14 protein-coding genes and 2 pseudogenes are annotated in these 20,043 nt (G+C 72.4%); 6 read left to right on the top strand and 10 right to left on the bottom strand.

Translation table 11 applies throughout. The features are described 5' to 3' along the window. Positions 1-228: 228 nt before the first annotated feature. From AC6CKD_RS23385 to AC6CKD_RS23365, 5 genes are all read right to left on the bottom strand, one after another. A complete protein-coding gene (locus tag AC6CKD_RS23385) occupies positions 229-843 on the bottom strand; it encodes a BMP family ABC transporter substrate-binding protein (RefSeq protein ID WP_498329597.1) in 615 nt (204 codons plus the stop codon). Further along, on the bottom strand, positions 840-1,208 hold the full coding sequence (locus AC6CKD_RS23380; protein ID WP_498329596.1) for a hypothetical protein: 369 nt from the start codon (positions 1,206-1,208) through the stop codon (positions 840-842). The genes AC6CKD_RS23385 and AC6CKD_RS23380 overlap by 4 nt, the downstream gene beginning before the upstream one ends. Positions 1,209-1,323: 115 nt before the next feature. Then, a complete protein-coding gene (locus tag AC6CKD_RS23375; RefSeq protein ID WP_498329594.1) occupies positions 1,324-2,832 on the bottom strand; it encodes a protein kinase domain-containing protein in 1,509 nt (502 codons plus the stop codon). After that, positions 2,829-3,404 carry a hypothetical protein gene (locus AC6CKD_RS23370; protein ID WP_498329593.1) on the bottom strand — a complete coding sequence of 192 codons (576 nt, stop codon included), beginning with the start codon at positions 3,402-3,404 and terminating at the stop codon, positions 2,829-2,831. The genes AC6CKD_RS23375 and AC6CKD_RS23370 overlap by 4 nt, the downstream gene beginning before the upstream one ends. Before the next feature lie 172 nt (positions 3,405-3,576). Next, a complete protein-coding gene (locus AC6CKD_RS23365) occupies positions 3,577-5,799 on the bottom strand; it encodes an N-6 DNA methylase (protein ID WP_498329591.1) in 2,223 nt (740 codons plus the stop codon). Between the two features lie 44 nt (positions 5,800-5,843). Here AC6CKD_RS23365 and AC6CKD_RS23360 point away from each other — a divergent pair, with 44 nt between their 5' ends. The 3 genes and pseudogenes from AC6CKD_RS23360 to AC6CKD_RS23350 all read left to right on the top strand — a co-directional run. Beyond that, complete coding sequence (locus tag AC6CKD_RS23360; RefSeq protein WP_498329589.1) at positions 5,844-6,650, top strand: Rv1352/Rv1906c domain-containing protein; 807 nt, start codon at positions 5,844-5,846, stop codon at positions 6,648-6,650. 188 nt (positions 6,651-6,838) lie between these two features. Next, positions 6,839-6,940, top strand: a pseudogene (locus AC6CKD_RS23355) (IS607 family transposase); the annotation flags it as partial. Between the two features lie 29 nt (positions 6,941-6,969). Next, positions 6,970-8,070: pseudogene (locus tag AC6CKD_RS23350) on the top strand (IS200/IS605 family accessory protein TnpB-related protein); the annotation flags it as partial. Here AC6CKD_RS23350 and AC6CKD_RS23345 read toward each other — a convergent pair. Then, entirely contained in the window at positions 8,048-8,245 is a 198-nt protein-coding gene (locus AC6CKD_RS23345) for a hypothetical protein (RefSeq protein ID WP_498329587.1), read from the bottom strand. The pseudogene AC6CKD_RS23350 and the gene AC6CKD_RS23345 sit on opposite strands and share 23 nt — an antisense overlap. Positions 8,246-8,355: 110 nt before the next feature. On the opposite strand from AC6CKD_RS23345, the gene AC6CKD_RS23340 reads away from it, so the two are divergent. After that, positions 8,356-8,517 (top strand): Rv0909 family putative TA system antitoxin, encoded by a 162-nt coding sequence (locus AC6CKD_RS23340; RefSeq protein WP_498329586.1) that lies wholly within the window; start codon positions 8,356-8,358, stop codon positions 8,515-8,517. 155 nt (positions 8,518-8,672) lie between these two features. Here the strand turns inward: AC6CKD_RS23340 and mfd are convergent, their stop codons facing one another. The 3 genes from mfd to AC6CKD_RS23325 all read right to left on the bottom strand — a co-directional run bounded on the left by mfd (position 8,673) and on the right by AC6CKD_RS23325 (position 15,880). Beyond that, complete coding sequence (gene mfd / locus AC6CKD_RS23335) at positions 8,673-12,209, bottom strand: transcription-repair coupling factor (protein WP_498329585.1); 3,537 nt, start codon at positions 12,207-12,209, stop codon at positions 8,673-8,675. Between the two features lie 324 nt (positions 12,210-12,533). Then, a complete protein-coding gene (locus AC6CKD_RS23330) occupies positions 12,534-15,107 on the bottom strand; it encodes an ABC transporter permease (protein WP_498329583.1) in 2,574 nt (857 codons plus the stop codon). Beyond that, entirely contained in the window at positions 15,104-15,880 is a 777-nt protein-coding gene (locus tag AC6CKD_RS23325; RefSeq protein ID WP_478684933.1) for an ABC transporter ATP-binding protein, read from the bottom strand. The genes AC6CKD_RS23330 and AC6CKD_RS23325 overlap by 4 nt, the downstream gene beginning before the upstream one ends. A gap of 344 nt (positions 15,881-16,224) precedes the next feature. Between AC6CKD_RS23325 and AC6CKD_RS23320 the strand changes: the two genes are divergently transcribed. Further along, positions 16,225-17,844, top strand: coding sequence for an MFS transporter (locus AC6CKD_RS23320; protein ID WP_498329581.1), 1,620 nt, complete (start codon positions 16,225-16,227; stop codon positions 17,842-17,844). Positions 17,845-17,915: 71 nt separating this feature from the next. Beyond that, the gene (locus tag AC6CKD_RS23315; protein ID WP_498329580.1) at positions 17,916-18,725 is read left to right on the top strand and encodes a choice-of-anchor Z repeating domain-containing protein; all 810 of its coding nucleotides are present in this window, start codon (positions 17,916-17,918) and stop codon (positions 18,723-18,725) included. Between the two features lie 372 nt (positions 18,726-19,097). Here the strand turns inward: AC6CKD_RS23315 and AC6CKD_RS23310 are convergent, their stop codons facing one another. After that, positions 19,098-19,970, bottom strand: coding sequence for a DivIVA domain-containing protein (locus tag AC6CKD_RS23310; protein ID WP_498329578.1), 873 nt, complete (start codon positions 19,968-19,970; stop codon positions 19,098-19,100). Positions 19,971-20,043 lie beyond the last annotated feature (73 nt).

The following is a 20,043-nucleotide window of genomic DNA, read 5'->3' as shown; positions in this document are numbered from 1 at the left end:
TCAGGACGGAAAGAGCGGTGACTCTCGCTCTTCGCCTACCGGTACGACCCGGTGGGAAGAGGCGCGAGCTACGAACCCTACGAACAGGCATGGGCGAGCCTTTGCTTAGGCGAAATCGATAAAAGCTTCGCGAGACTGCCCGATCACCGAACACGCGCCCGAGGCGGGGTCGGTGGTTTTATCTCATCGTTACCTGCCGCGCGAGGGCGCCGCCTGACCGTTATGCGGCTATGCGCCCGACGACTTGACGGCCTGCCGGACGGCCTCCGCCACGGCGTCCTGGAGCCCGTCCCCGGACTTGACCACCGTGACGTTCCCGGCCGCCCCCGATCCGTCCACCAGGACGAAGCGCGCCTTGGGATGGTCCTTCGCCCCCGCCTGAGTGGCCTCCACCTGGGAAGCGCCGACAGCCAGCACCACGTCGCACTTGCGCTGCATCAGGCTGTTGAAGAACGGTCGGGCGTCGGCGGCCGACGGCTCCCCGACGACCGGGACGTACGTGACGCGCGCACGGGTCTCCAGCGAGGCCTTCTGCATGCCCTCCCACACCGGAGCGGCGGGCGCGCCGGTCACGATGCCCTTCTCGTCCGTCAGCAGACAGGCGTCGAACTCCTTGTACTGGCGCGCCCTCGGGTCGGGCGGGCCGTCCTGCCCGCCGCCGGCGAACACCCACACGCCCACCACGGCGAGCGCCAGTACGGCCGCGCCGCCCAGCGTCCATCCCTTGCGGCCGCGCAGCACGGCGCTCACCGCGGCCAGCGCGGCCGGCACCCGGACGCGGAGCGTCCCCCTGCCGGATTCCGGGTGGTCCGCCCGATTCCTCCACGTGCGTCGGGTCTTCATCGGGACACCGCCGCCACACTCTTGGCGAACAGGCGCTTGGCGAACAGGCTGTGCAGCGCGGCGCCCGCCGTGGCGAGGAACAGCAACAGCACGTCGGCGCCGAACTGCCAGCCGTGGGTCTCCTCCGGCGTGAGCGCTATCTGGAACCACCAGGCGACGGTGGCGCAGCCGAAGAGGAGCGCGGCGAGCCAGTCGGCGCGCGCACCCCGGCGCCAGGCGATGACCAGCGAGGGCACCGCGCCGAGGACCCCGAGGCTCAGCACCGGTACGGCGGCCAGCAGGGCCCTGGGAAGGATCCCGGGCAGGGTCCTTTCCCGCGGCGGGGCCGCACTCTGGACGGCCGCGGTGGCGGCGGTCTCCTTCACGATCGACAACCTCTCGGGAGCGCATGGGCGCGTACGGATGCGGACGGGACGCCGTACGGTACACCGCGGACCGAGGGCCTCCGTTCCCGGGTCCGTGATCGCGGAGCCCGCTCCGTCAGCGCACCTGGCCCAGCCACTGGAGGGTCCGCCGGACCTCCGCCGAGAAGGGGTGCGCCGGCCCGTGCAGGCGTTCCGCGTCGAAGAGGAGGCGGGCCAGCGTGTCGTGGGCCGCCGGGCGGTCGCCGAGGGAGAGCAGCAGGTGCGCTATGCGGCGGCGGACCTCCAGCGGGAGGCCCGGGTCCGGGTTCGCGTAGTGGTTCTCGAAGAGCGGCAGCAGCGCGCGGTACTCGGCGAGGGCGGCCGCCGGTTCGCCGAGCTGTTCCAGGCACTGGGCCGCGTCGTAGCGGAAGCGCAGGGACTGCGGGTCGCCCGCCGGGAACTCCTCGGCGAGCCGGCGCAGTTCGGGCAGGGCGCGGCGGTACTGGCCGTCGTCCATCAGCGTGGCCGCGTACTGCTTGCGCAGGGAGCGGACCACCGGCGAGTGCGCGCCGTGCTGCTCGGCCGCCGCCGGGAGGATGCCGCCGAGGATGTCCACCGCCTGGGTGAGCATGCCCTGGTCCAGGAGCTTCTTGGCCTCCTCCACGGCCGCCGGGACGTCCGGCCGCGGCGGCGGGGGCGGGGTGGCCGGCCGGGGCGGGATCACGTGGGCGCGGTCGGGCCAGGGTGCCTGCGGGCGCAGGAAGGGCCGGGTCGGGTCGAGGGGGCCGGTGGGGGCGCCCGAGCCGGAGTGGGGCAGCAGGGGCGCGAGGGACGCGTACACCGCCTGCGCGGAGGCGGGCCGGTCCTGCGGGTCCTTGGCCAGCAGGTTCAGGAGTACGGCTTCCAGCTGCTGCGGGACCTCGGGGCGCAACTGGCGTACCGGGAGAGGCGGTTCGTACAGGTGCCGGTGGAGCACCCCGAGCGCCGTGGAGCCGGCGAAGGGGACGTTGCCGGACAGCAGCTCGTACAGGACCACGCCGAGCGCGTAGAGGTCGGTGTGCGGTCCGACGGCCCCGCCCATGGCCTGCTCGGGCGCCATGTACGCGGGGCTGCCGATCGGTGAACCGGTGCTGGTGAGGCGGGTGGTGTCGGTGTCCATCACGGAGGCGACACCGAGGTCCAGGACCAGTACGGTCCCGTCGGGGCGGACCATCACGTTGCGCGGCTTCAGGTCCCGGTGGACGATCGGCACCGCGTGCACCGCCGACAGCACCGAGCACAGTTGGGCGATCACCGAGACCGCCCACGGCCACGGGTACGGATCGTGCTCGGCGAGGTGGTCGGCGAGGTCGGCGCCCTCGACGTACTGCATGACGAGGTACAGCTCGTCGCCGTCGCTGCCGGCGTCGTGCACGGTGACCAGGCCGGGGTGGTCCACCTGCGCGGTGACCCGGCACTCGCGCACGAAGCGGCGGCGCAGCTCCTCCGCCACGGAGCCGGGGCCGGCCACCTTGTCGGGGCGCAGCAGCTTGACCGCGACGCGGCGGTCCAGGCGCCGGTCGTACGCCGTCCAGACCTGGCCCATGCCGCCCTGGCCGAGGATGGTGGCGAGCTGGTAGCGGTCGCCGATGAGCCGGTCCGTCACGGGCGGGGGCCCTCGTTGTGGGGCGGCTGCTGCCGGCGCAGCAGCTCGCTGAGCTCGTCGAGTTCGGCGCGGACCTGACCGATGCGCGGGGGCGGCGTCGGGTTCGGCTCGGGCTCGGGGGCCTGCTGGGGGGCGGGCGGGTAGCCGTACGCGGGAGCCCGCGGCTGCTGCTGCGGCGGTACGTACGGCGCGTGCGGCGGCGGATACCAGGCGGCCGGCTGCCCCGCCCTGCCCACCGCGTGGTGGCGGATGTCGGCCGCGAGGAAGTACGCGGTGACGCTCAAGCCGGTGAGGATCGTGAGGGAGGCACCGGCGTTGGCCTGCCAGCCGCTGTTGTCGGGGGTCGGGTCGAGCCCGCTCAGCAGCACCCAGAAGAACTCGGCGACCACGGACGCGCCCATCAGCCACCAGTCCCTGCGCCGGCGGGTGACCAGCGCGAGCCGCAGCATCGTCCCCCAGGCGAGGAGTCCGCAGCTCAGGACGGGCAGCAGCGCGAACAGCACGCGGAGCGTCACCACGCCCCCGGTGCTGGGCTGGTGACCGTGGGGCGGCGGGGTGCCGGGGCCGTGCATCGCTGCTCCTGACGGGCCGTGCGGAGGAAGGGCGGAGGAAGGACGGAGAAGTGCGGAGGATTCCGGGTCTGAGGGTATACAGCGTTCCCGGCCGGAAGTGAGGGGATGCGCTCAACCGTTGTACGGTCGCGGCCCGGCCGTGCCGCGACCGGGCCGCGACCGGTCCGCGCGGTCATTCCGGCCGGACCGTACCGTCCGACAGCCCGTCGTACAGCCCCTGTACGAGCTGCTCCCCGAGCCGGGCGGCCAGCCTCAGGGCGTCCTCGAACTCGGCGAGCGCCCGGAACCGGGTCCCGTAGACCTCCTGCTCCGCCCGCGGCAGCCGGGGCAGTTCGAGGCGGCGCACGTCGAGCCGGGTCGTGGTGGAGGCGTGGCTGCTGGCGCGGCGGTTGTTGGCGGTGGCGCGCAGGAAGCCGGCCAGGAACCAGGGGTCCAGCGCGTCCGGGTCGGGCCGCAGGAGCTGCAGGCCCCGGCCGAGCGCCGCCCCGGCGGTGCCCGCGTCGACCACGCGGGCCACGCCCGCACCTCCGGTGAGGGGGACGACCACGTCACCCGGAGCGGTGAGGAGCGGCTGCTCCGCGCCGGCGGCCAGGGTGCCGGAGGGTCCGGTGCCGGCGCTCACGTCGTACTCGGTGAGGACGGGGGCCCCGCCCTCACCGCTGCCGGTGCCGGTGTGCAGGAGCAGGGCTCCGGCGCGGGCGAGTTCGCCGATGGTGGTCAGCGGCGGCCGGACCGGCGCCGCGGCGGCCCGGTCCGGGGCGGCGGCGGGCGGGGCCGGCGGGGTGAGCCGGGCCGCGCGGGTCAGCGTCGAGTCCAGCCGGTCCCGTACGGCAACCAGCTCGGCCACGCCGCCGCCCGCGGCGGGCGGCGGCAGGTGGCGGGCCGGAGTCAGGTCCACATCGTCGTCGAGCAGGTCCAGGACGGGCACCACGCGGCGCACGCCCGGGACGTCCGGGGCCGGGCCGCCGCGCTCGTACGCCGTCCAGGCCTCCTCCACCGCGCTGTGCACGGCGGCCCAGCCGGCCCGCCCCGGCCCCGGTCCGGGCCCGTCGGCGAGTGCGGCGGTGTCCACGAGGAGCAGCCCGGAGGGGGGCGCCGCGTGCGGGGCGGGCCTGCGCAGCACCCACACGTGCAACGGGATCCCGTACGGCGGCGCGGCGCCGGCCGGGAGGGCGACGACGGCCCGCAGCGCGCCCCGGCGCAGCAGGTCGGCCCGGATGCGGCGGCCGGAGCGGCGGGCGGCCGCGGCGGGCGGCATGAGCAGGACGGCGGTGCCGCCCTCGCGCAGGTGGGACAGGGCGTGCTGGACCCAGGCGAGTTCGGATTCGGCGCGGGCCGGCAGCCCGTACTCCCAGCGCGGGTCGTAGGCCAGCTCCTCGTGGCCCCAGTTGCGTTCGTTGAACGGCGGGTGGCAGAGCACGGCGTCGACCGGTTCGGCGGCGGGGCGTCCGAAGGCGTCGGCGCGCAGGCTGTCGGCGGCGGCCGCGCGGACCGGGGCGTCCGACTGGAGGGCGAGGCGCAGCGCGGCGAGGGAGGCGAGCTCGGGGGAACTGTCCTGCGCGTAGCGGGTGGTGGCTCCGGGGACGGCCCGCAGCAGGGTGCCGGTGCCGCAGGCCGGGTCCAGGACCGTGAAGGGCGCGGCGCCGGCCGCTCCGGTGCCCGCACCGGCGGCGGGTCCGGCGAGGGCGGCCATGAGGGTGGCGAGGCCGTCCGGAGTGAGCGTGTACTGGCGGGGGTTGGCTTCGAGGTGGCGGCCGAGCAGGAACTCGAAGGCGCCCCGGGTGCCGAGTTCGGCGGCGAGCTCGGCGGCGGCGCGCAGGAAGGGCACGGCGGCGGGCTGCAGGGCGCCGGTGGCTCCGAGCGGGTGCGCGGGCCCGAACCGCAGGGCGAGCACCCGGTCGACGGCGGGCGCCAGCAGGGTGGCCATCCGCTCGTCGGAGACGGCCGCGGCCTCCAGCCACTCCATGGGCCGGTCCCGTACGAGCAGCAGCGCGCTCCCGGCCTTGACGAGCGCGGCCACGGAGCCGCCGGGGTGGGCGGCGACGTACTGCCAGACGCGTTCGCGCAGGGGGACTTCGGCGAGCTTGCCCTGGGCCCGGAGCCAGTCGGTGACGTCCGCCAGCGCGAAGGAGGGGCTGGTGTCGGTGCCGCCGACGGGGCGGGGGAAGTCGGCATGGCGGCGGCGCCAGTTGCTCACGGCGGCGCGGCCGACTCCCGCGAGACGGGCGATCTCGGCGGCGGTGACTTCGGGGGTGACTTCGGCGGTGGCTTCGAGAGTGGCTCGGGGGGTGACGACTTGGGGGGTGGCGACTTCGACGGCTTCGAAGGCGGGGGCGCTCGTGGGCGTCGGGGTGGGGGTGGCTGGGGCCTCGGTGGGGGGCTTCTGCTCCGGCATGTGCGCGAGCATACCGCTGCAAAGAGGAGAGACCCATTCACAGCGTGAATTTAACAATCCCTCAGAAATTCGTTGACTCGGTTCACAGGCCCTGTTGCGATGATCGCACCGAACAGGACGTCAGATCAGGCAGGAGCCACACACTCCTGTCCCTCACCACGCGCACCAGTTGGACCGCCCGCACCACCCGCAACAAGATCCTGGCGGGCTGCGGCGCGGCCCTCGCCCTCGCGACGCTCACCGCGTGCGGCGGCACCGAAACCACCGCCGACAAGGGCGCCGACGCGGCCGCCTCGAAGCCCGCACCGGCGAGCAGCGCCCCGCCCCCCGACGCGGGCAAGGCGAAGTCGGCCATCAAGGGCAGCGACACCTTCCAGGTCGGCTCCGACGTCCAGCCGGGCCTCTACCGCTCGACGGGCAACACGGCCGACGACAACTGCTACTGGGAGCGCGCCAAGGACTCCAAGGGGGAAGCCGAGTCGATCATCGACAACGACAACGCCGTCGGCTCCACTTACGCGGCCATCGCCGCCACCGACAAGATCTTCAAGACCGAGGGCCGCAAGGGCTGGGAGCTCGTGGACCCGAAGGCCGCCGGCACCCCGAAGGCCGAGATCTCCGGCAAGGGCGGCATGCTCGAGGTCGGCGTCGACGTCGCCCCGGGCACCTACAAGTCCGCCGGTTCCACCGACGACGGCTCCGGCTGCTACTGGGAGCGCACCAAGGACGCGTCCGGCAGCGTCGAGACGATCATCGCCAACGAGAACCCCGAGGGCCAGGCCGTCGTGACGATCGCCGCCGGTGACGGCTTCTTCAAGACCGTCGACTGCCAGGACTGGAAGAAGGCCTGATCAAAGCCCTGATACAGAGGTAGGGGTGGCCCGGGGCCCGACACAGGGTGGCCCAGGGCCTGATGCAGGGGGGTCCGGGGCCCGGCCGAAACGCGCCCCAGGACCCGATCCAGGGGGGAGCTATTGGCGCGTTGGTTGACCCTTGTGAGTGATAGTGCATATGGGTGGGCGTCGTTACGGTCGGATGCATGAACCTGAAGGAGTGGGCGAAGGCGCGGGGTGTGCATCCGCAGACCGCGTATCGCTGGTTCCGTGAGGGCGCGTTGCCGGTACCTGCCGAGCGAATGGGCGACGAAGGTTTGGGAAGCGGTGGCTGCCGATGACTGGGCAGCCGAAGAAGAACCAGCTCCGCACCATCGATCCTCCGTTCGTGACCCTCGGCCCATCTGGTGTCGCGATACGTGGTCGCCTCAAGAACCTGAGCGTCGAGGACGACAAGGTGTTGCGATTGATCGGCGAACACCTGGGGCGTCTAGCCTCCCTCGACCTGGCGGCCCGCTGCGCGGATGGCAACGACCATGACGCGCAAAGGTGGGCGGCCCGCAAACAGGGCCTGACCGCTGCATCGTCATCGCGCTGGGCCGGTTCGATCACGAAGGCCACCCACGATCAGTGGGCGCCCTCGCACCGTGGTCAGCTCGCGCACATCCAGAACCTAGAGGCCGGTATCCGCACGCTGACGCACCGCCTGTCCCAGCCCATCAGGGAGAAGGGCACCAAGCGGGCGGCAGGCGGATACCACTCGAAGGGCGAGTGGTTCCACAAGACACGGCGTCTGCACATCCTGGAGCACCGTCTCGACACGGCCCGGGCCGACCGGGAGAACGGTGTCGTGCACGTGGTGCGCGGCGGCCGGCGGTTGCTGGGCACCCGGCACAACCTCGAAAAGGCGCAGCTCACCGAGGACGAGTGGCGGGAACGCTGGGAGGCGGAGCGCTGGTTCCTCGCCGCCGACGGAGAGTCGGGCAAGCAATGCGGCAACGAGACGATCCGGGTCACTCCCGGCGGTGAGGCGTCGGTCAAGCTGCCCGCACCGCTCGCGCACATGGCAAACGGCAAGCATGGCCGGTACGTCCTTACTTCCAAGGTGCAATTCCATCACCGGGACGCCGAATGGCGGGATCGTATCGAGGGGAATCGAGCCGTCGCCTACCGCATCCACTACGACGCGCCCCGGGGAGGCTGGTACCTGACCGCCTCCTGGCAGCGCCCCGTCGTCCAGACGGTCCCGCTCGCTGTCGCCCGCGCGACCGGCACGATCGGTGTGGATACGAACGCTGACCACTTCGCCGCCTACCGTCTCGATGCTGACGGCAATCCGATGGGCGAGCCACACCGCTTCTCCTACGACCTCAGCGGGTCGGCTGACCACCGGGACGCGCAGATCCGGCACGCCATCACCCAAGTCCTGCACTGGTCTTCGGCGCCCGCCCCTTGACCGCGAGCCCGTCCACCGAGGCCAGGGCCACCGGGCCGTTGGCCGGGCCCACGGCGTTCGCACCCGCACCGACTCCGGGCTCGGGGAGCCCCGCACAGCCGGAGACCGCGAGGGCCGAGGCGAGCAGGAGGGCGGGAAACAGCAGGCGGGGACGCATAGGACAAGATCATAAACTCCATGGCTTTACGGCACGTTCCGACGCTCCAGCGGGCGAACCACCCCAAACGCGCGTAGCGTCGCACACGGGATTACGGAAGGAGCCCGAGCATGGGGATTTTCGACAGGTTCAAGGACAAGGGCAAGGACATCTCGGACAACCTCGAACAAGAGGCCAACGAGAAGACCGGCAACAAGTACGCCGACCAGATCGACAAGGCCCAGCAGCAGGCGGAAGACAAGCTCGGCATCGACGACGACCCGAACAAGTAGCCCCCGCGGGAACGCGATCGGCCGCGACCCGGGACCGGAAGGTCCCGCCGCGGCCGTCGCCGTCCCTACGCGTCACGCCTACCGCCCTGCCTGCGCGCCGCGCTTACGAGCCGTCCCTACGAGCCCTGCCTACGAGCCCTGCCTACGAGCCCTGCCTACGAGCCGAGGATCGTGGCGAGGAACTCCCCGGTCCAGCCCAGCAGTTCCCGTCCGACCAGCGGCTTCCCGCCCACCCGGGCGGTCTTCGGCCGCGGCACCAGGACCTGCGAGGCGGCCGGCTTGATCACCGAACCCGGGTAGAGCCGCTTCAGCCGCAGCTCCTGCGACTCGCGCAACTCCACCGGCCCGAAGCGGATGTTGGGGCCCTGGAGGGTGATGTCACCGACCCCGCAGGCGCGGGCGAGCATCCGCAGTCCGGCCACCAGGAGCAGGTTCTCCACGGGCTCCGGCAGCTTGCCGTAGCGGTCGGTGAGCTCCTCGCGGACCGCCTTGACGTCCTCCTCGGAGTTGGCCGACGCGATGGACCGGTACGCCTGGAGGCGCAGCCGCTCGCCCGGCGCGTAGTCGTGCGGGACGTGCGCGTCGACCGGCAGCTCGATCTTGACCTCCAGCGGCGGCTCCTCCTCCACCCCGCCGTCGACGAGGGACCGGTAGTCGGCCACGGCCTCGCCGACCATCCGGATGTAGAGGTCGAAGCCGACGCCCGCGATGTGGCCGGACTGCTCGCCGCCGAGCAGGTTGCCCGCGCCGCGGATCTCCAGGTCCTTCATCGCCACGTACATGCCCGCACCCATCTCGGTGTGCTGGGCGATCGTCGCGAGCCGCTCGTGCGCGGTCTCGGTCAGCGGCTTCTCCGGCGGGTACAGGAAGTACGCGTACCCGCGCTCGCGGCCTCGGCCCACGCGGCCGCGCAGCTGGTGGAGCTGGGAGAGGCCGAAGTTGTCGCCGCGCTCGACGATGAGGGTGTTGGCGTTGGAGATGTCGATGCCGGACTCGACGATCGTCGTGGAGACGAGGACGTCGAACTTCTTCTCCCAGAAGTCCACCACGACCTGTTCCAGGGACTGTTCGGACATCTGGCCGTGCGCCGTCGCGATGCGCGCCTCGGGCACGATCTCGCGGAGCTTGGCGGCCGCCCGGTCGATGGACTCGACCCGGTTGTGGATGTAGAAGCACTGGCCCTCGCGGAGCAGTTCGCGGCGGATCGCGGCGCCGATCTGCTTCTCCTCGTAGGGGCCGACGAAGGTCAGGACCGGGTGGCGCTCCTCGGGCGGGGTGGTGATCGTGGACATCTCGCGGATGCCGGTGACCGCCATCTCCAGGGTGCGCGGGATGGGGGTCGCGGACATCGTCAGCACGTCGACGTTGGCGCGCAGCTTCTTGAGCTGCTCCTTGTGCTCGACGCCGAACCGCTGCTCCTCGTCGACGATGACCAGGCCCAGGTCCTTGAACCTGGTCTCCTGCGAGAACAGCCGGTGCGTGCCGATGACGATGTCCACGGAGCCGTCGCGCAGGCCCTCCAGCGTCGCCTTGGACTCGGTGTCGCTCTGGAAGCGGGACAGCGCCTTCACCTTGACCGGGAACTGCGCGTACCGCTCGGAGAAGGTCCCGAAGTGCTGCTGCACCAGCAGCGTGGTCGGGACGAGCACGGCGACCTGCTTGCCGTCCTGGACGGCCTTGAAGGCCGCTCGCACGGCGATCTCGGTCTTCCCGTATCCGACGTCTCCGCAGATCAGGCGGTCCATGGGGACCGACTTCTCCATGTCCTCCTTGACCTCGGCGATGGTGGTGAGCTGGTCGGGGGTCTCCGCGTACGGGAAGGCGTCCTCCAGCTCGCGCTGCCAGGGGGTGTCGGGGCCGAAGGTGTGGCCGGGGGCCGCCATGCGGGCGCTGTAGAGCTTGATCAGGTCGGCGGCGATCTCCTTGACCGCCTTCTTCGCCCGCGCCTTGGTCTTGGTCCAGTCGGCGCCGCCGAGCCGGTGCAGGGTCGGGGCTTCGCCGCCGACGTACTTGGTGACCTGCTCCAGCTGGTCGGTGGGGATGTAGAGGCGGTCGCCGGGCTGGCCGCGCTTGGCCGGCGCGTACTCGACGAGCAGGTACTCGCGGGTGGCGCCCTGCACGGTGCGCTGCACCATCTCGATGTAGCGGCCGACGCCGTGCTGCTCGTGGACGATGTAGTCGCCGACCTCCAGCGTGAGGGGGTCGATCGTCTTGCGGCGCCGGGTCGGCATCCGGCCGAGGTCCTTGGAGGCGGTGCGCTGGCCGGTCAGGTCGGTCTCGGTGAGGACGGCGAGCTTGAGGACGGGGTCGACGAAGCCGTTGTCGAGGGAGCCGCACGAGACGTGGACCAGCGAGGGCTCCAGCGCGGTGACATCGGCCTCCAGGCGGGCCGCGATGCCCTCGCCGCCGAGCACCTCGACGGTACGGGCGGCCGGGCCGTGGCCCTCGGTCAGGAAGACGGTGCGCCAGCCGTCGGCGAGCCAGGCCTTGGTGTCGGCGAGGGCGCGGGCGGTGTCGCCGCGGTAGGCCTCGGGGGCGTGCATGCCGAGGGTCAGGCTGTCGCTGCCGATCGCTGCGTCCTCGTCGGCGGCGAACGGGGACACCGACCACCACATCATGCCGAGCTCGCGCGCGTGCTCCCGTACGTCGGCGATCCCGCGGAGCGAGGCCGCGCCCACGTCGATGGGTGCCTCGCCGCCGCCCGCGGTGGCCGCCCAGGAGGCCATCAGGAACTCCTGCGAGGTCGCCACCAGGTCCGAGGCCCGCGTCCGCACCCGCTCGGGGTCGCACACGACGGCCATCGAACCGGCCGGCAGTACGTCGATCAGCAGCTCCATGTCGTCGACCAGGACCGGGGCCAGGGACTCCATGCCCTCGACGGCGATCCCCTCGGCGATCTTGTGCAGCAGCTCGCCGAGCTCGGGGTGGAGCTCGGCGAGGGCCGCCGCGCGCCCGCGCACCTCGTCGGTGAGGAGCAGCTCCCGGCAGGGCGGAGCCCACAGGCCGTGCTCGGCGATCTCCAGGGAACGCTGGTCGGCGACCTTGAAGTAACGGATCTCCTCGACTTCGTCTCCCCAGAACTCCACGCGCAGCGGATGCTCCTCGGTGGGCGGGAACACGTCGAGGATGCCGCCGCGCACCGCGAACTCGCCGCGCTTCTCGACGAGCTCCACGCGGGCGTACGCGGCCCCGGCGAGTGCCTGCGTCACCGCGCCGAGGTCCACGCTCTCGCCCTGGCGCAGGCTCACCGGGACCAGGTCCCCGAGGCCCTTGACCTGCGGCTGGAGCACGGACCGGATCGGCGCGACGACCACGGAGACCGGGCCCGCGGCGGGGTCGTCCTTGCTCGGGTGCGCGAGGCGGCGCAGTACGGCGATGCGGCGGCCGACGGTGTCGCTGCGCGGGCTCAGCCGCTCGTGCGGGAGCGTCTCCCACGACGGGTATTCCGCGACCTCGTCGGGGTTGAGCATCGAGCGCAGCGCGGCGGCCAGGTCCTCGGCCTCCCGCCCGGTGGCGGTGACCGCGAGCACGGTGCGCCCGGTGCGGGCGGCCAGCGCGGCGATGGCGAAGGGCCGCGCGGCGGCCGGGCCGACGAGGTCCACGTGCATGCGGTTGCCGTCGCCGGCCGCGGTGACCGCCTCGGCGAGTGCGGGGTCCCGGCTGACGGCGTCGAGCAGTCCGTGCAGGCTCATGAAGGCGGCTTTCCGTCCGGTGAGGTGCGGCGAGTTCCCGCGAGGCGGCAACGCGAAGGACCCGACACGTCGAACGGGCCGGGGGTTCCCACCCTACGACGCGGGTCGGACAGTCGCGCGTGGGATTCGGGCTTGCCCGGGCGGTGGCGGGGCGCGGGGTCGCCGGCGGCGGCGAGGTGGTCGTCGCCAGGGCCGGTGAGCCGGTCCCCGAGGCAGCCGGCGGACGCACGGAATCACCCGGTCCGTCCCGGAACGACCGCGGCCCCGCCCCACCCGAACGGGTGAGGCGGGGCCGGGGCGTTCCCCCGTACGACCGGCCGGCGACTACTCGCTGGCGATCGCGTTCAGGACGTTCATCCGGCCCGCCCGGAAGGCCGGGACCAGCGCGGCCAGCAGGCCGACCAGGGCGGAGCCGGCGAAGACTCCGAGGATGGTGGGCCACGGGATCTCGAGGATCTTCATGCCCTGCAGTGCGAGGAGCTGGTGGGCGGTGGCCCCCCAGCCCATGCCCAGGCCGAGGCCCAGCAGGGCGCCGAAGAGGGCGATGACCACCGACTCCAGGCGGATCATGCGGCGCAGCTGGCGGCGGGAGAGGCCGATGGCGCGCATCAGGCCGATCTCGCGGGTCCGCTCGACCACCGAGAGCGCCAGGGTGTTCACCACGCCCAGGACCGCGACGATGATCGCGAGGGCGAGGAGGGCGTAGACCACGTTCAGGAGCTGGCCGACCTGGTCCTTCAGTGCCTGCTTGTAGTCGGTCTGGTTGAGCACCTGGTACTGCGGGTACTCGGCCAGATCCGCCTTGACCGCCTTGTACGCGGCGTCGTCCTGGCCGTCCTTCGCGGTGGCCAGCAGCATGAAGGGCCTGGGCAGCTTGTCGGCGGGCACGTTCGCCTCGGCGACGGCGGTGCTGATGTACTTCATGCCGTTGTCGAGGTTGCCCTCGTCGCTGGTGATCGCCGCGACCTTGAGCGTGGTGGTCTTGCCGCCGGTGAAGGCGACCGTCAGCTCGTCACCGAGCTTGACCTGGTGCTTGGTGGCGAAGTCGGAGCCCACCGACATCGCGCCCGGCTTGTACGCCGCCGCGTGCTCGCCGGCGATCATCTTGCGGCGGATGTCCTTGGCGTAGGTGGGGTCCATGGCTCCGAGGCCGTCGATCTCGGTGGCGCCGTCGGGGGTGGTGATCTTGGCGTCCACCTCCCGGTAGGCCGTGACGTGGTCCAGACTCTGCGTGGCCCGCAGCGCCTCCTCGGCCTGCGGTACGACCGGCTGACCCGTCATGGACTGCACGATGAAGTCCGCGCCGACCGTCTTGTCGAGCTCGTCGGTGGCCGAGGCCACCATCGAGGAGCCGACCACCGACAGACAGGCGACCAGCGCCAGGCCGATCATCAGCGCGGCGGCGGTGGCGCCGGTGCGCCGCGGGTTGCGCAGCGCGTTGCGCTCGGCGAGGCGGCCTATGGAGCCGAAGGGCCGCAGCACCGGAGCGGACAGGGCCCGGACCACGACTCCCGCGAGGAGCGGGCCGATCACGATGAACCCGATGAGGGTGAACAGCACACCCAGCCCCAGCCACTGCGCTCCGGTACCGGCGGCGTCGGCGGTCCCCGCGAGGTACAGGGCCGCGGCTCCGATGCCGGTGAGGCCCAGGCCCAGGGCGGCGCGGATCCGGCCGGCCTTCTTGTCGCCGGGGGTGCCGGACTCGCGCAGGGCGGCCATCGGGGAGACCTTGCCGGCCCGGCGGGCGGGTATGAAGGCGGAGACGACGGTGACGACCACGCCGAGGACGATGCCGATGACCGGGGTGGTCCAGGCGACGGTGAGGTCCTCCGTGGACAGGCTCATGCCGAGCCCGCTCATGAGCTCCATCAGGCCGACGGCCAGGCCGATGCCGGCGGCGACGCCGAGGATCGAGCCGACCACACCGAGCAGCAGGGCCTCGATGACCACCGACTTGAGGACCTGGCCGCTGTCGGCGCCGATGGCCCGCATCAGGCCGATCTCACGGGTGCGCTGGGCGACCAGCATCGAGAACGTGTTGAAGATCAGGAAGATTCCGACGAGGAAGGCGATCGCGGCGAAGCCGAGCATCACCCACTTCATGATGTCGAGGAAGTCCATGTTCTTGCGGTTGGCGTCCGCGGCTTCCTTGGCGGTCTGCAGCTTGTAGCTGTCGGCGCCGACGGCGGACGCGACGTGCTGCTTGAGCTGGGCGTCGCTCACCCCCTCCTTGGCCGTGACGTTCACGTGCGTGAAGGTGTCCGGGGCGCCGAGCAGCTTCTGCTGCGCGGTGGCGGTGTCGAAGTAGACGACGGTGGCGCCCGGGTTGGTCACGGTGAAGGCGGCGATACCGGTGATCTTGGAGCGGATGTCGCCGGTGACGGCGATGGTGCGGATGTCGTCACCGAGCTTGAGGCGGTGCTTCTTCGCCGTGTCGGCGTCGATCATCACGTCGGTGGGGCCGCGCGGGGCCTGCCCCTCGATGATCTTCATCGACTTCAGTTCGTTCTCGGTCCAGTTGCCCGCGAAGGTCGGGGCTCCCGTGGACGAGCCGAGGTTCTCGTTCTTGGAGTTGACGACCGTGACCGCCATCGAGGAGACGCCGCCCTCGACGGACTTCACGCCCTCGGCCTTCTTCACCTGCTCGACGACCGAGCCGGCCAGCGCCTGCGGCTTGCCGGTGTCGGGGGTCTCCCCGCTGCTCTCGGCCTCCTTGGGAGTGACCGTGACGTTGGCGTTGGTGACCGCGAACAGCTTGTCGAAGGTGGTGTTCATGGTGTCCGTGAACACCAGCGTCCCGCAGACGAAGGCGACGGACAGCAGGACGGCCACGGCGGAGAGCGCCATCCGCCCCTTGTGCGCGACGAAGTTGCGCCGCGCGGTCTTCATGACGGTCATGACGTCCGCCCACGGGCGTCGAAGTCCTTCATGCGGTCCAGGACCTGGTCGGCGGTGGGGGTGTGCATCTCGTCCACGATCCGGCCGTCGGCGAGGAAGATGACGCGGTCCGCGTAGGAGGCGGCGACCGGGTCGTGGGTGACCATGACGATGGTCTGGCCCAGCTCGTTCACCGAGCGGCGAAGGAAGCCGAGGACCTCCGCGCCGGCCCGGGAGTCGAGGTTTCCGGTGGGCTCGTCACCGAAGATGATCTGCGGCCGGGAAGCCAGGGCGCGGGCGACCGCGACGCGCTGCTGCTGGCCGCCGGAGAGCTCGGTCGGCCGGTGCTTGAGGCGGCCCGCCAGGCCCACGGTCTCCACGACCCGGTTCAGCCACTCCGCGTCGGCCTTGCGGCCGGCGATGTCCATGGGGAGCGTGATGTTCTCCAGGGCGTTGAGCGTCGGCAGCAGGTTGAAGGCCTGGAAGATGAAGCCGATCCGGTCCCGGCGGAGCTTCGTGAGCTTCTTGTCCTTCAGACCGGTGATCTCGGTGTCGTCGAGGAAGATCTCGCCGCTCGTGACCGTGTCCAGCCCGGCCAGGCAGTGCATCAGCGTGGACTTGCCCGAGCCCGAGGGCCCCATGATCGCGGTGAACTGGCCGCGGTGGATGTCCACGTCCACCGCGTCGAGGGCGACGACCCGCGTCTCGCCGGAGCCGTAGGCCTTGACGACCTTCCGCGCTCGAGCCGCGACGGCCTCATGCCCTCCAGTACCCCCGTGCCTGGTTTCGGTCATAGCCGTTGTCACGGTGTTTCCCCTCGTCCTGATGCGTGTCTCGAAGCACGTGATGCGCTTCGTTCGAAGTCTGCTGGCCGGGGGTGCCGCGGCGCGCTGGTGCCAATCGCCGTATCCATAGGGGTGCTAGCCCTACCCCCCGGACTCCCGCCCTGTAGAAACCAGTTAAGGACTTCCGCAGCCCTTCCTCGTCCTCCCCCGGGACGAAGCGCCCCCTGGATCCTTGTGAGGACCTACCCCTAGGGGATCTCGCCCGTTGGGACGAGACGACTGAGGGGATACCGCCCCGCAATCCCGCGGTGAGATGGTGTCCGCGCAGGTAAGCGCGGGGGGAGGGGTTTTTCATGGGCTCAGGGGAGAGCACGGGCGCGAGTACCGACGACAGCGCCGGAGACATACCCCGAGGCGGCCCCGCCGGATCCGGAGGCCAAGCCTCCGGCCAGGCCGCGGGCAAGCAGGCGGAATCCCCGCCCGGGCGGCCCAGTACGGCCGTCGTCGCCGCCCTGATGCTGACCATGGGCCTCGTCGCCCTCGACAGCGCCATCGTCGCCACCGCCGTCCCGCAGATCGTCGGCGACCTCGGCGGCTTCGCCGTCTTCTCGTGGATCTTCTCGGGCTACATCCTGGCCGGAACGGTCACCCTGCCCGTCTACGGCAAGCTCTCCGACACCTACGGCCGCAAGCCCGTCCTGCTCCTCGGCATCAGCCTCTTCCTGGTCGGTTCGCTGCTGTGCGCGGCCGCCTGGAACATGGCCGCCCTCATCGCCTTCCGGATCCTCCAGGGCCTGGGCGGCGGCGCCCTGCAGGGCACCGTCCAGACCCTGGCCGCCGACCTCTACCCGCTCAAGGACCGGCCCCGCATCCAGGCCCGGATGTCCGCGGTCTGGGCCACCTCGGCGCTGGCCGGCCCGGCGCTCGGCGGGCTGATCGCCACGTACACCGACTGGCGCTGGATCTTCCTGCTCAACCTGCCGCTGGCCGCCGGCGCCCTGTGGATCATCAACCGCCACCTGGTCGAGCCCACCCGGCCCCCCGGCCGCACCGGCCCCGTCGACTGGGCGGGCGCGCTCGCCGTCTTCGCCTGCGGGGGGCTGCTGCTCTTCGCGCTGGTGCAGGGCGGTGTCGCCTGGCCCTGGCTGTCGGCGCCCTCGCTGGGACTGTTCGGGGCCGCCGTCGCGCTGGGCGTGCTCGTCGTCCGGACCGAGCGCCGGGCCGAGCAGCCCATCCTGCCCGGCTGGGTGTGGCGCCGGCGCACCATCGCCGCCGTCAACCTCGCCATGGCCGGGCTGGGCCTGCTGATGGTCGCCCCGATGGTGTTCATGCCGACGTACGCCCAGTCCGTGCTCGGCCTCGGCCCCACCGGCGCCGGCCTCGTCACCTCGGCGATGACCCTGAGCTGGCCGATCAGCGCCGCCCTCGCGCAGCACGTCTACCGGCGCATCGGCTTCCGCAACACCGCCGCCACCGGGGTCGGGCTGGCCGCCCTCATCCTCGGCGCCTTCCCCCTGCTCCCCTATCCCGCCCCGGTCTGGCAGCCCGTACTGATCCTCCTGCTGCTGGGCGGCGCCCTCGGCCTCTTCCAGCTCCCGCTGATCGTCGGGGTCCAGTCCACGGTGGGCTGGGAGGAGCGCGGAACCACGACGGCCTCGGTGCTGTTCTGCCGCAACGTCGGGCAGAGCGTCGGAGCGGCCCTGCTCGGGGCCGTGGCCAACGCCACCATCGCGAGCCGGCTGGCGCAGGCCCCGCTGCCCGGGCTCCCCTCGAACCTGGACGACGCCTCCCAGGCCCTGACCCACCCCGACCTGCTGTCCCCGGAAGCCGCCGAGTACCTGCGCCGGGCGGTGGCCGCCGCCGGGGACCACATCTTCCTCGGCGCGACCCTGGCGGCGGCCGCGACGGCGCTGGTCCTGCTGCTGGTGGCGCCGCGGCGGTTCCCGGTGCTGCCGGAGCAGCGGGAGGGGTAGAAGCGACTTGTCATGCTCGGGCTGAGACGGTAACCCTCTTCGGAGACACCGCACTCCCGGGGGGACCACACATGACGTCCGCACTCTTCGCACTCGCCTTACTCGCCGCCCTCGCGGGCCCGATCGTCCTGCGCCTGCTCCGCCGCCCCGGCTTCGTCACCGGCCGCGACGGGCGCCTCTCCACCTCGATCACGCTCGCCCTGGCCTGGACGGTGATCCTGATCTGGCTGCTCCTGGCGACCCTCGGCTACGGGCTCACCGCGGGCGGCGGCGTCGACTGGTTCCAGGGCCCCGAAGGCCCCCTGTCCTCCCTGACGACCGTCTACCTCCCGCTGCTCGGAGGCCCGTACACGGCCCTGATCGCGGCGAAGGCGGTGGTCGGCATCCGGGTGGAGCGGGGCTCCATGGCCAAACCGGCGCCCAAGGGCACGGGGCGGCGCCCGCTGCACGACCTGATCGCGAACGACGGCGGGCGGACCGACCTGGTCGACCTGCAGTACGTCGCCCTGAGCGCGGTCACGATGCTGTACGTGGTGGCGTTCTTCCTGGCGGACATGGGCGGCGGGCTGCCGAAGCTGCCGACGGAGATGTGGGCGCTGACCGGAGCGCCCGCCGGGGCCTACCTCCTGAACAAGGTGGCGGTGCGGGGGATCCCGGTGATCACCGGGCTCTCCGTGACGGACGGTCTCCTGACCGTCGATGGCGGCGGCTTCGGGGGCGATTCCCGGATCGAGCTCGACGGCGCGGCCCTCCCGACCACGGTCGCCTCGGCCGGGACCCTGACCTCGCCCCTCCCCGCGACGGCGCCGCCCGCCTTCACCGTGGTCGTCACCACCCGAGGCCTCCGCAGCGACCCGGCCCCCTACACCCCACCGTCCTAACGGATCCGCCGCGCGGGCGGAGTTCCCCTACCCGCCCTTCCACCGTTCCCAGGGCCGGCCCTGACCCGGTCCTCAAACGCCGGACAGCTGAAAGATCAAACCCCGGCGGCCCGAAGCGAGCCGCCCACGGTACGAAGGCCACACCCCCGGCGGCCGAAAAGACCCACCACCGGCGGGGCTGGAGGCGCCGGGTCGGGGACGGGGGCGGGGTGGGGTGTCGGCCGGGACGTAAAGCGTGATTTGTGGCGCAAAAGAAGAGCTGCCGAACGTAAGGCACAGGGCGCCTAAATCATGCAGTCCAGGCCGACACCCCACCCCGCCGCCGGCACCGGCCCACCCGCAGCCAAGCCCGCCACCCACCGCCCACCACCCTCAGCCCTCCGCCGGAGCACGCCCCGTCAGGGCGGCCAGGCTGGAGCGGACATGGTTCATGTGGGCCCGCATCTCGTCCTGGGACTCCCCGTGCTCCCGCAGGATCCGCTCCGTCTCCCGCCCGACCCGCTCCTCCCGCACCCTCGCCTCCGCGATCAGCTCCGCCGCCCTAGCCTCCGCGTCCTCCTGCCCGTGCCGCGCCGTCTCCTGCGCCTGCGCGAAGGCCCGCTTCGCCTCCGCCAGCCGCGACTCCGCGTACCGCTCCAGCTCCGCGTGCCGGGACTCCAGCTCCGCCTCCCGCGCCGCCAGCTCCCGCTCCGCCGCGTCCCACCGCTCCGCGTGTTCCTGCTCGCGCTCCGCGAGCAGCGCGTCCGCCCGGCGGGCCGTGTCCGCCAGCACCGCCTGCGCCTCCCCGCGCCACGCCGCCGCGTCGTCCCGCGCCTCGGTCCGCGCGTCGTCCGCCTCGCGCCCCGCCCGCATCAGCAGCTGCCGGGCCCGGACCTCCGTCTGCTCGCGCACCGCCTCCGCGTCGCCGCGCGCCAGCTCCGCCACCCGCTCGGCGTGCGCCTCGGCGGCGGCCGCCGCCGCCAGCGCGTCCGCCCGCGCGTCCGCCCGCAGGGTCTCGGACTCCTCCTCGGCCAGCAGCAGGATCCGGCGGGCGCGCTCGCCGAGCTCCTCGTACGTCTGCGGGGCCAGTCCGGAGACCTCCACCCGCAGCCGCTCCGCCTCCGCCTCCATCTGCCTGGCCAGCACGGTCAGCCGGGCCACCCGCTCCCAGGCCTCGTCCCGGCTCCCCGACAGCCGGGCGAGGTACCGGTCCACCTCTTCCGCCCGGTAGCCACGGCCACGCACGGTCGTAAAGGGTGCACTCATCCTGGAAGCGCCTCTCTCGCGGGGGTTCCTGCCAAGGATGCGCCATTTGATCCCAGAAGCCCGAATGGCCGGG

The organism is Streptomyces sp. GQ60 (genome assembly GCF_059758875.1).
This window is presented reverse-complemented; position numbering and strand designations above follow the sequence as displayed.

What these genes read in the sequence shown, in the direction of transcription:
- AC6CKD_RS23385 (WP_498329597.1), bottom strand. Translation starts at nt 843, where the DNA reads ATGAAGACCCGACGCACGTGGAGGAATCGGGCGGACCACCCGGAATCC.
- AC6CKD_RS23345 (WP_498329587.1), bottom strand. Translation starts at nt 8,245, where the DNA reads ATGCGTCCCCGCCTGCTGTTTCCCGCCCTCCTGCTCGCCTCGGCCCTC.
- AC6CKD_RS23340 (WP_498329586.1), top strand. Translation starts at nt 8,356, where the DNA reads ATGGGGATTTTCGACAGGTTCAAGGACAAGGGCAAGGACATCTCGGAC.
- AC6CKD_RS23320 (WP_498329581.1), top strand. Translation starts at nt 16,225, where the DNA reads ATGGGCTCAGGGGAGAGCACGGGCGCGAGTACCGACGACAGCGCCGGA.
- AC6CKD_RS23310 (WP_498329578.1), bottom strand. Translation starts at nt 19,970, where the DNA reads ATGAGTGCACCCTTTACGACCGTGCGTGGCCGTGGCTACCGGGCGGAA.
- AC6CKD_RS23370 (WP_498329593.1), bottom strand. Translation starts at nt 3,404, where the DNA reads ATGCACGGCCCCGGCACCCCGCCGCCCCACGGTCACCAGCCCAGCACC.
- AC6CKD_RS23365 (WP_498329591.1), bottom strand. Translation starts at nt 5,799, where the DNA reads ATGCCGGAGCAGAAGCCCCCCACCGAGGCCCCAGCCACCCCCACCCCG.
- AC6CKD_RS23315 (WP_498329580.1), top strand. Translation starts at nt 17,916, where the DNA reads ATGACGTCCGCACTCTTCGCACTCGCCTTACTCGCCGCCCTCGCGGGC.
- AC6CKD_RS23330 (WP_498329583.1), bottom strand. Translation starts at nt 15,107, where the DNA reads ATGACCGTCATGAAGACCGCGCGGCGCAACTTCGTCGCGCACAAGGGG.
- AC6CKD_RS23325 (WP_478684933.1), bottom strand. Translation starts at nt 15,880, where the DNA reads ATGACCGAAACCAGGCACGGGGGTACTGGAGGGCATGAGGCCGTCGCG.
- mfd (WP_498329585.1), bottom strand. Translation starts at nt 12,209, where the DNA reads ATGAGCCTGCACGGACTGCTCGACGCCGTCAGCCGGGACCCCGCACTC.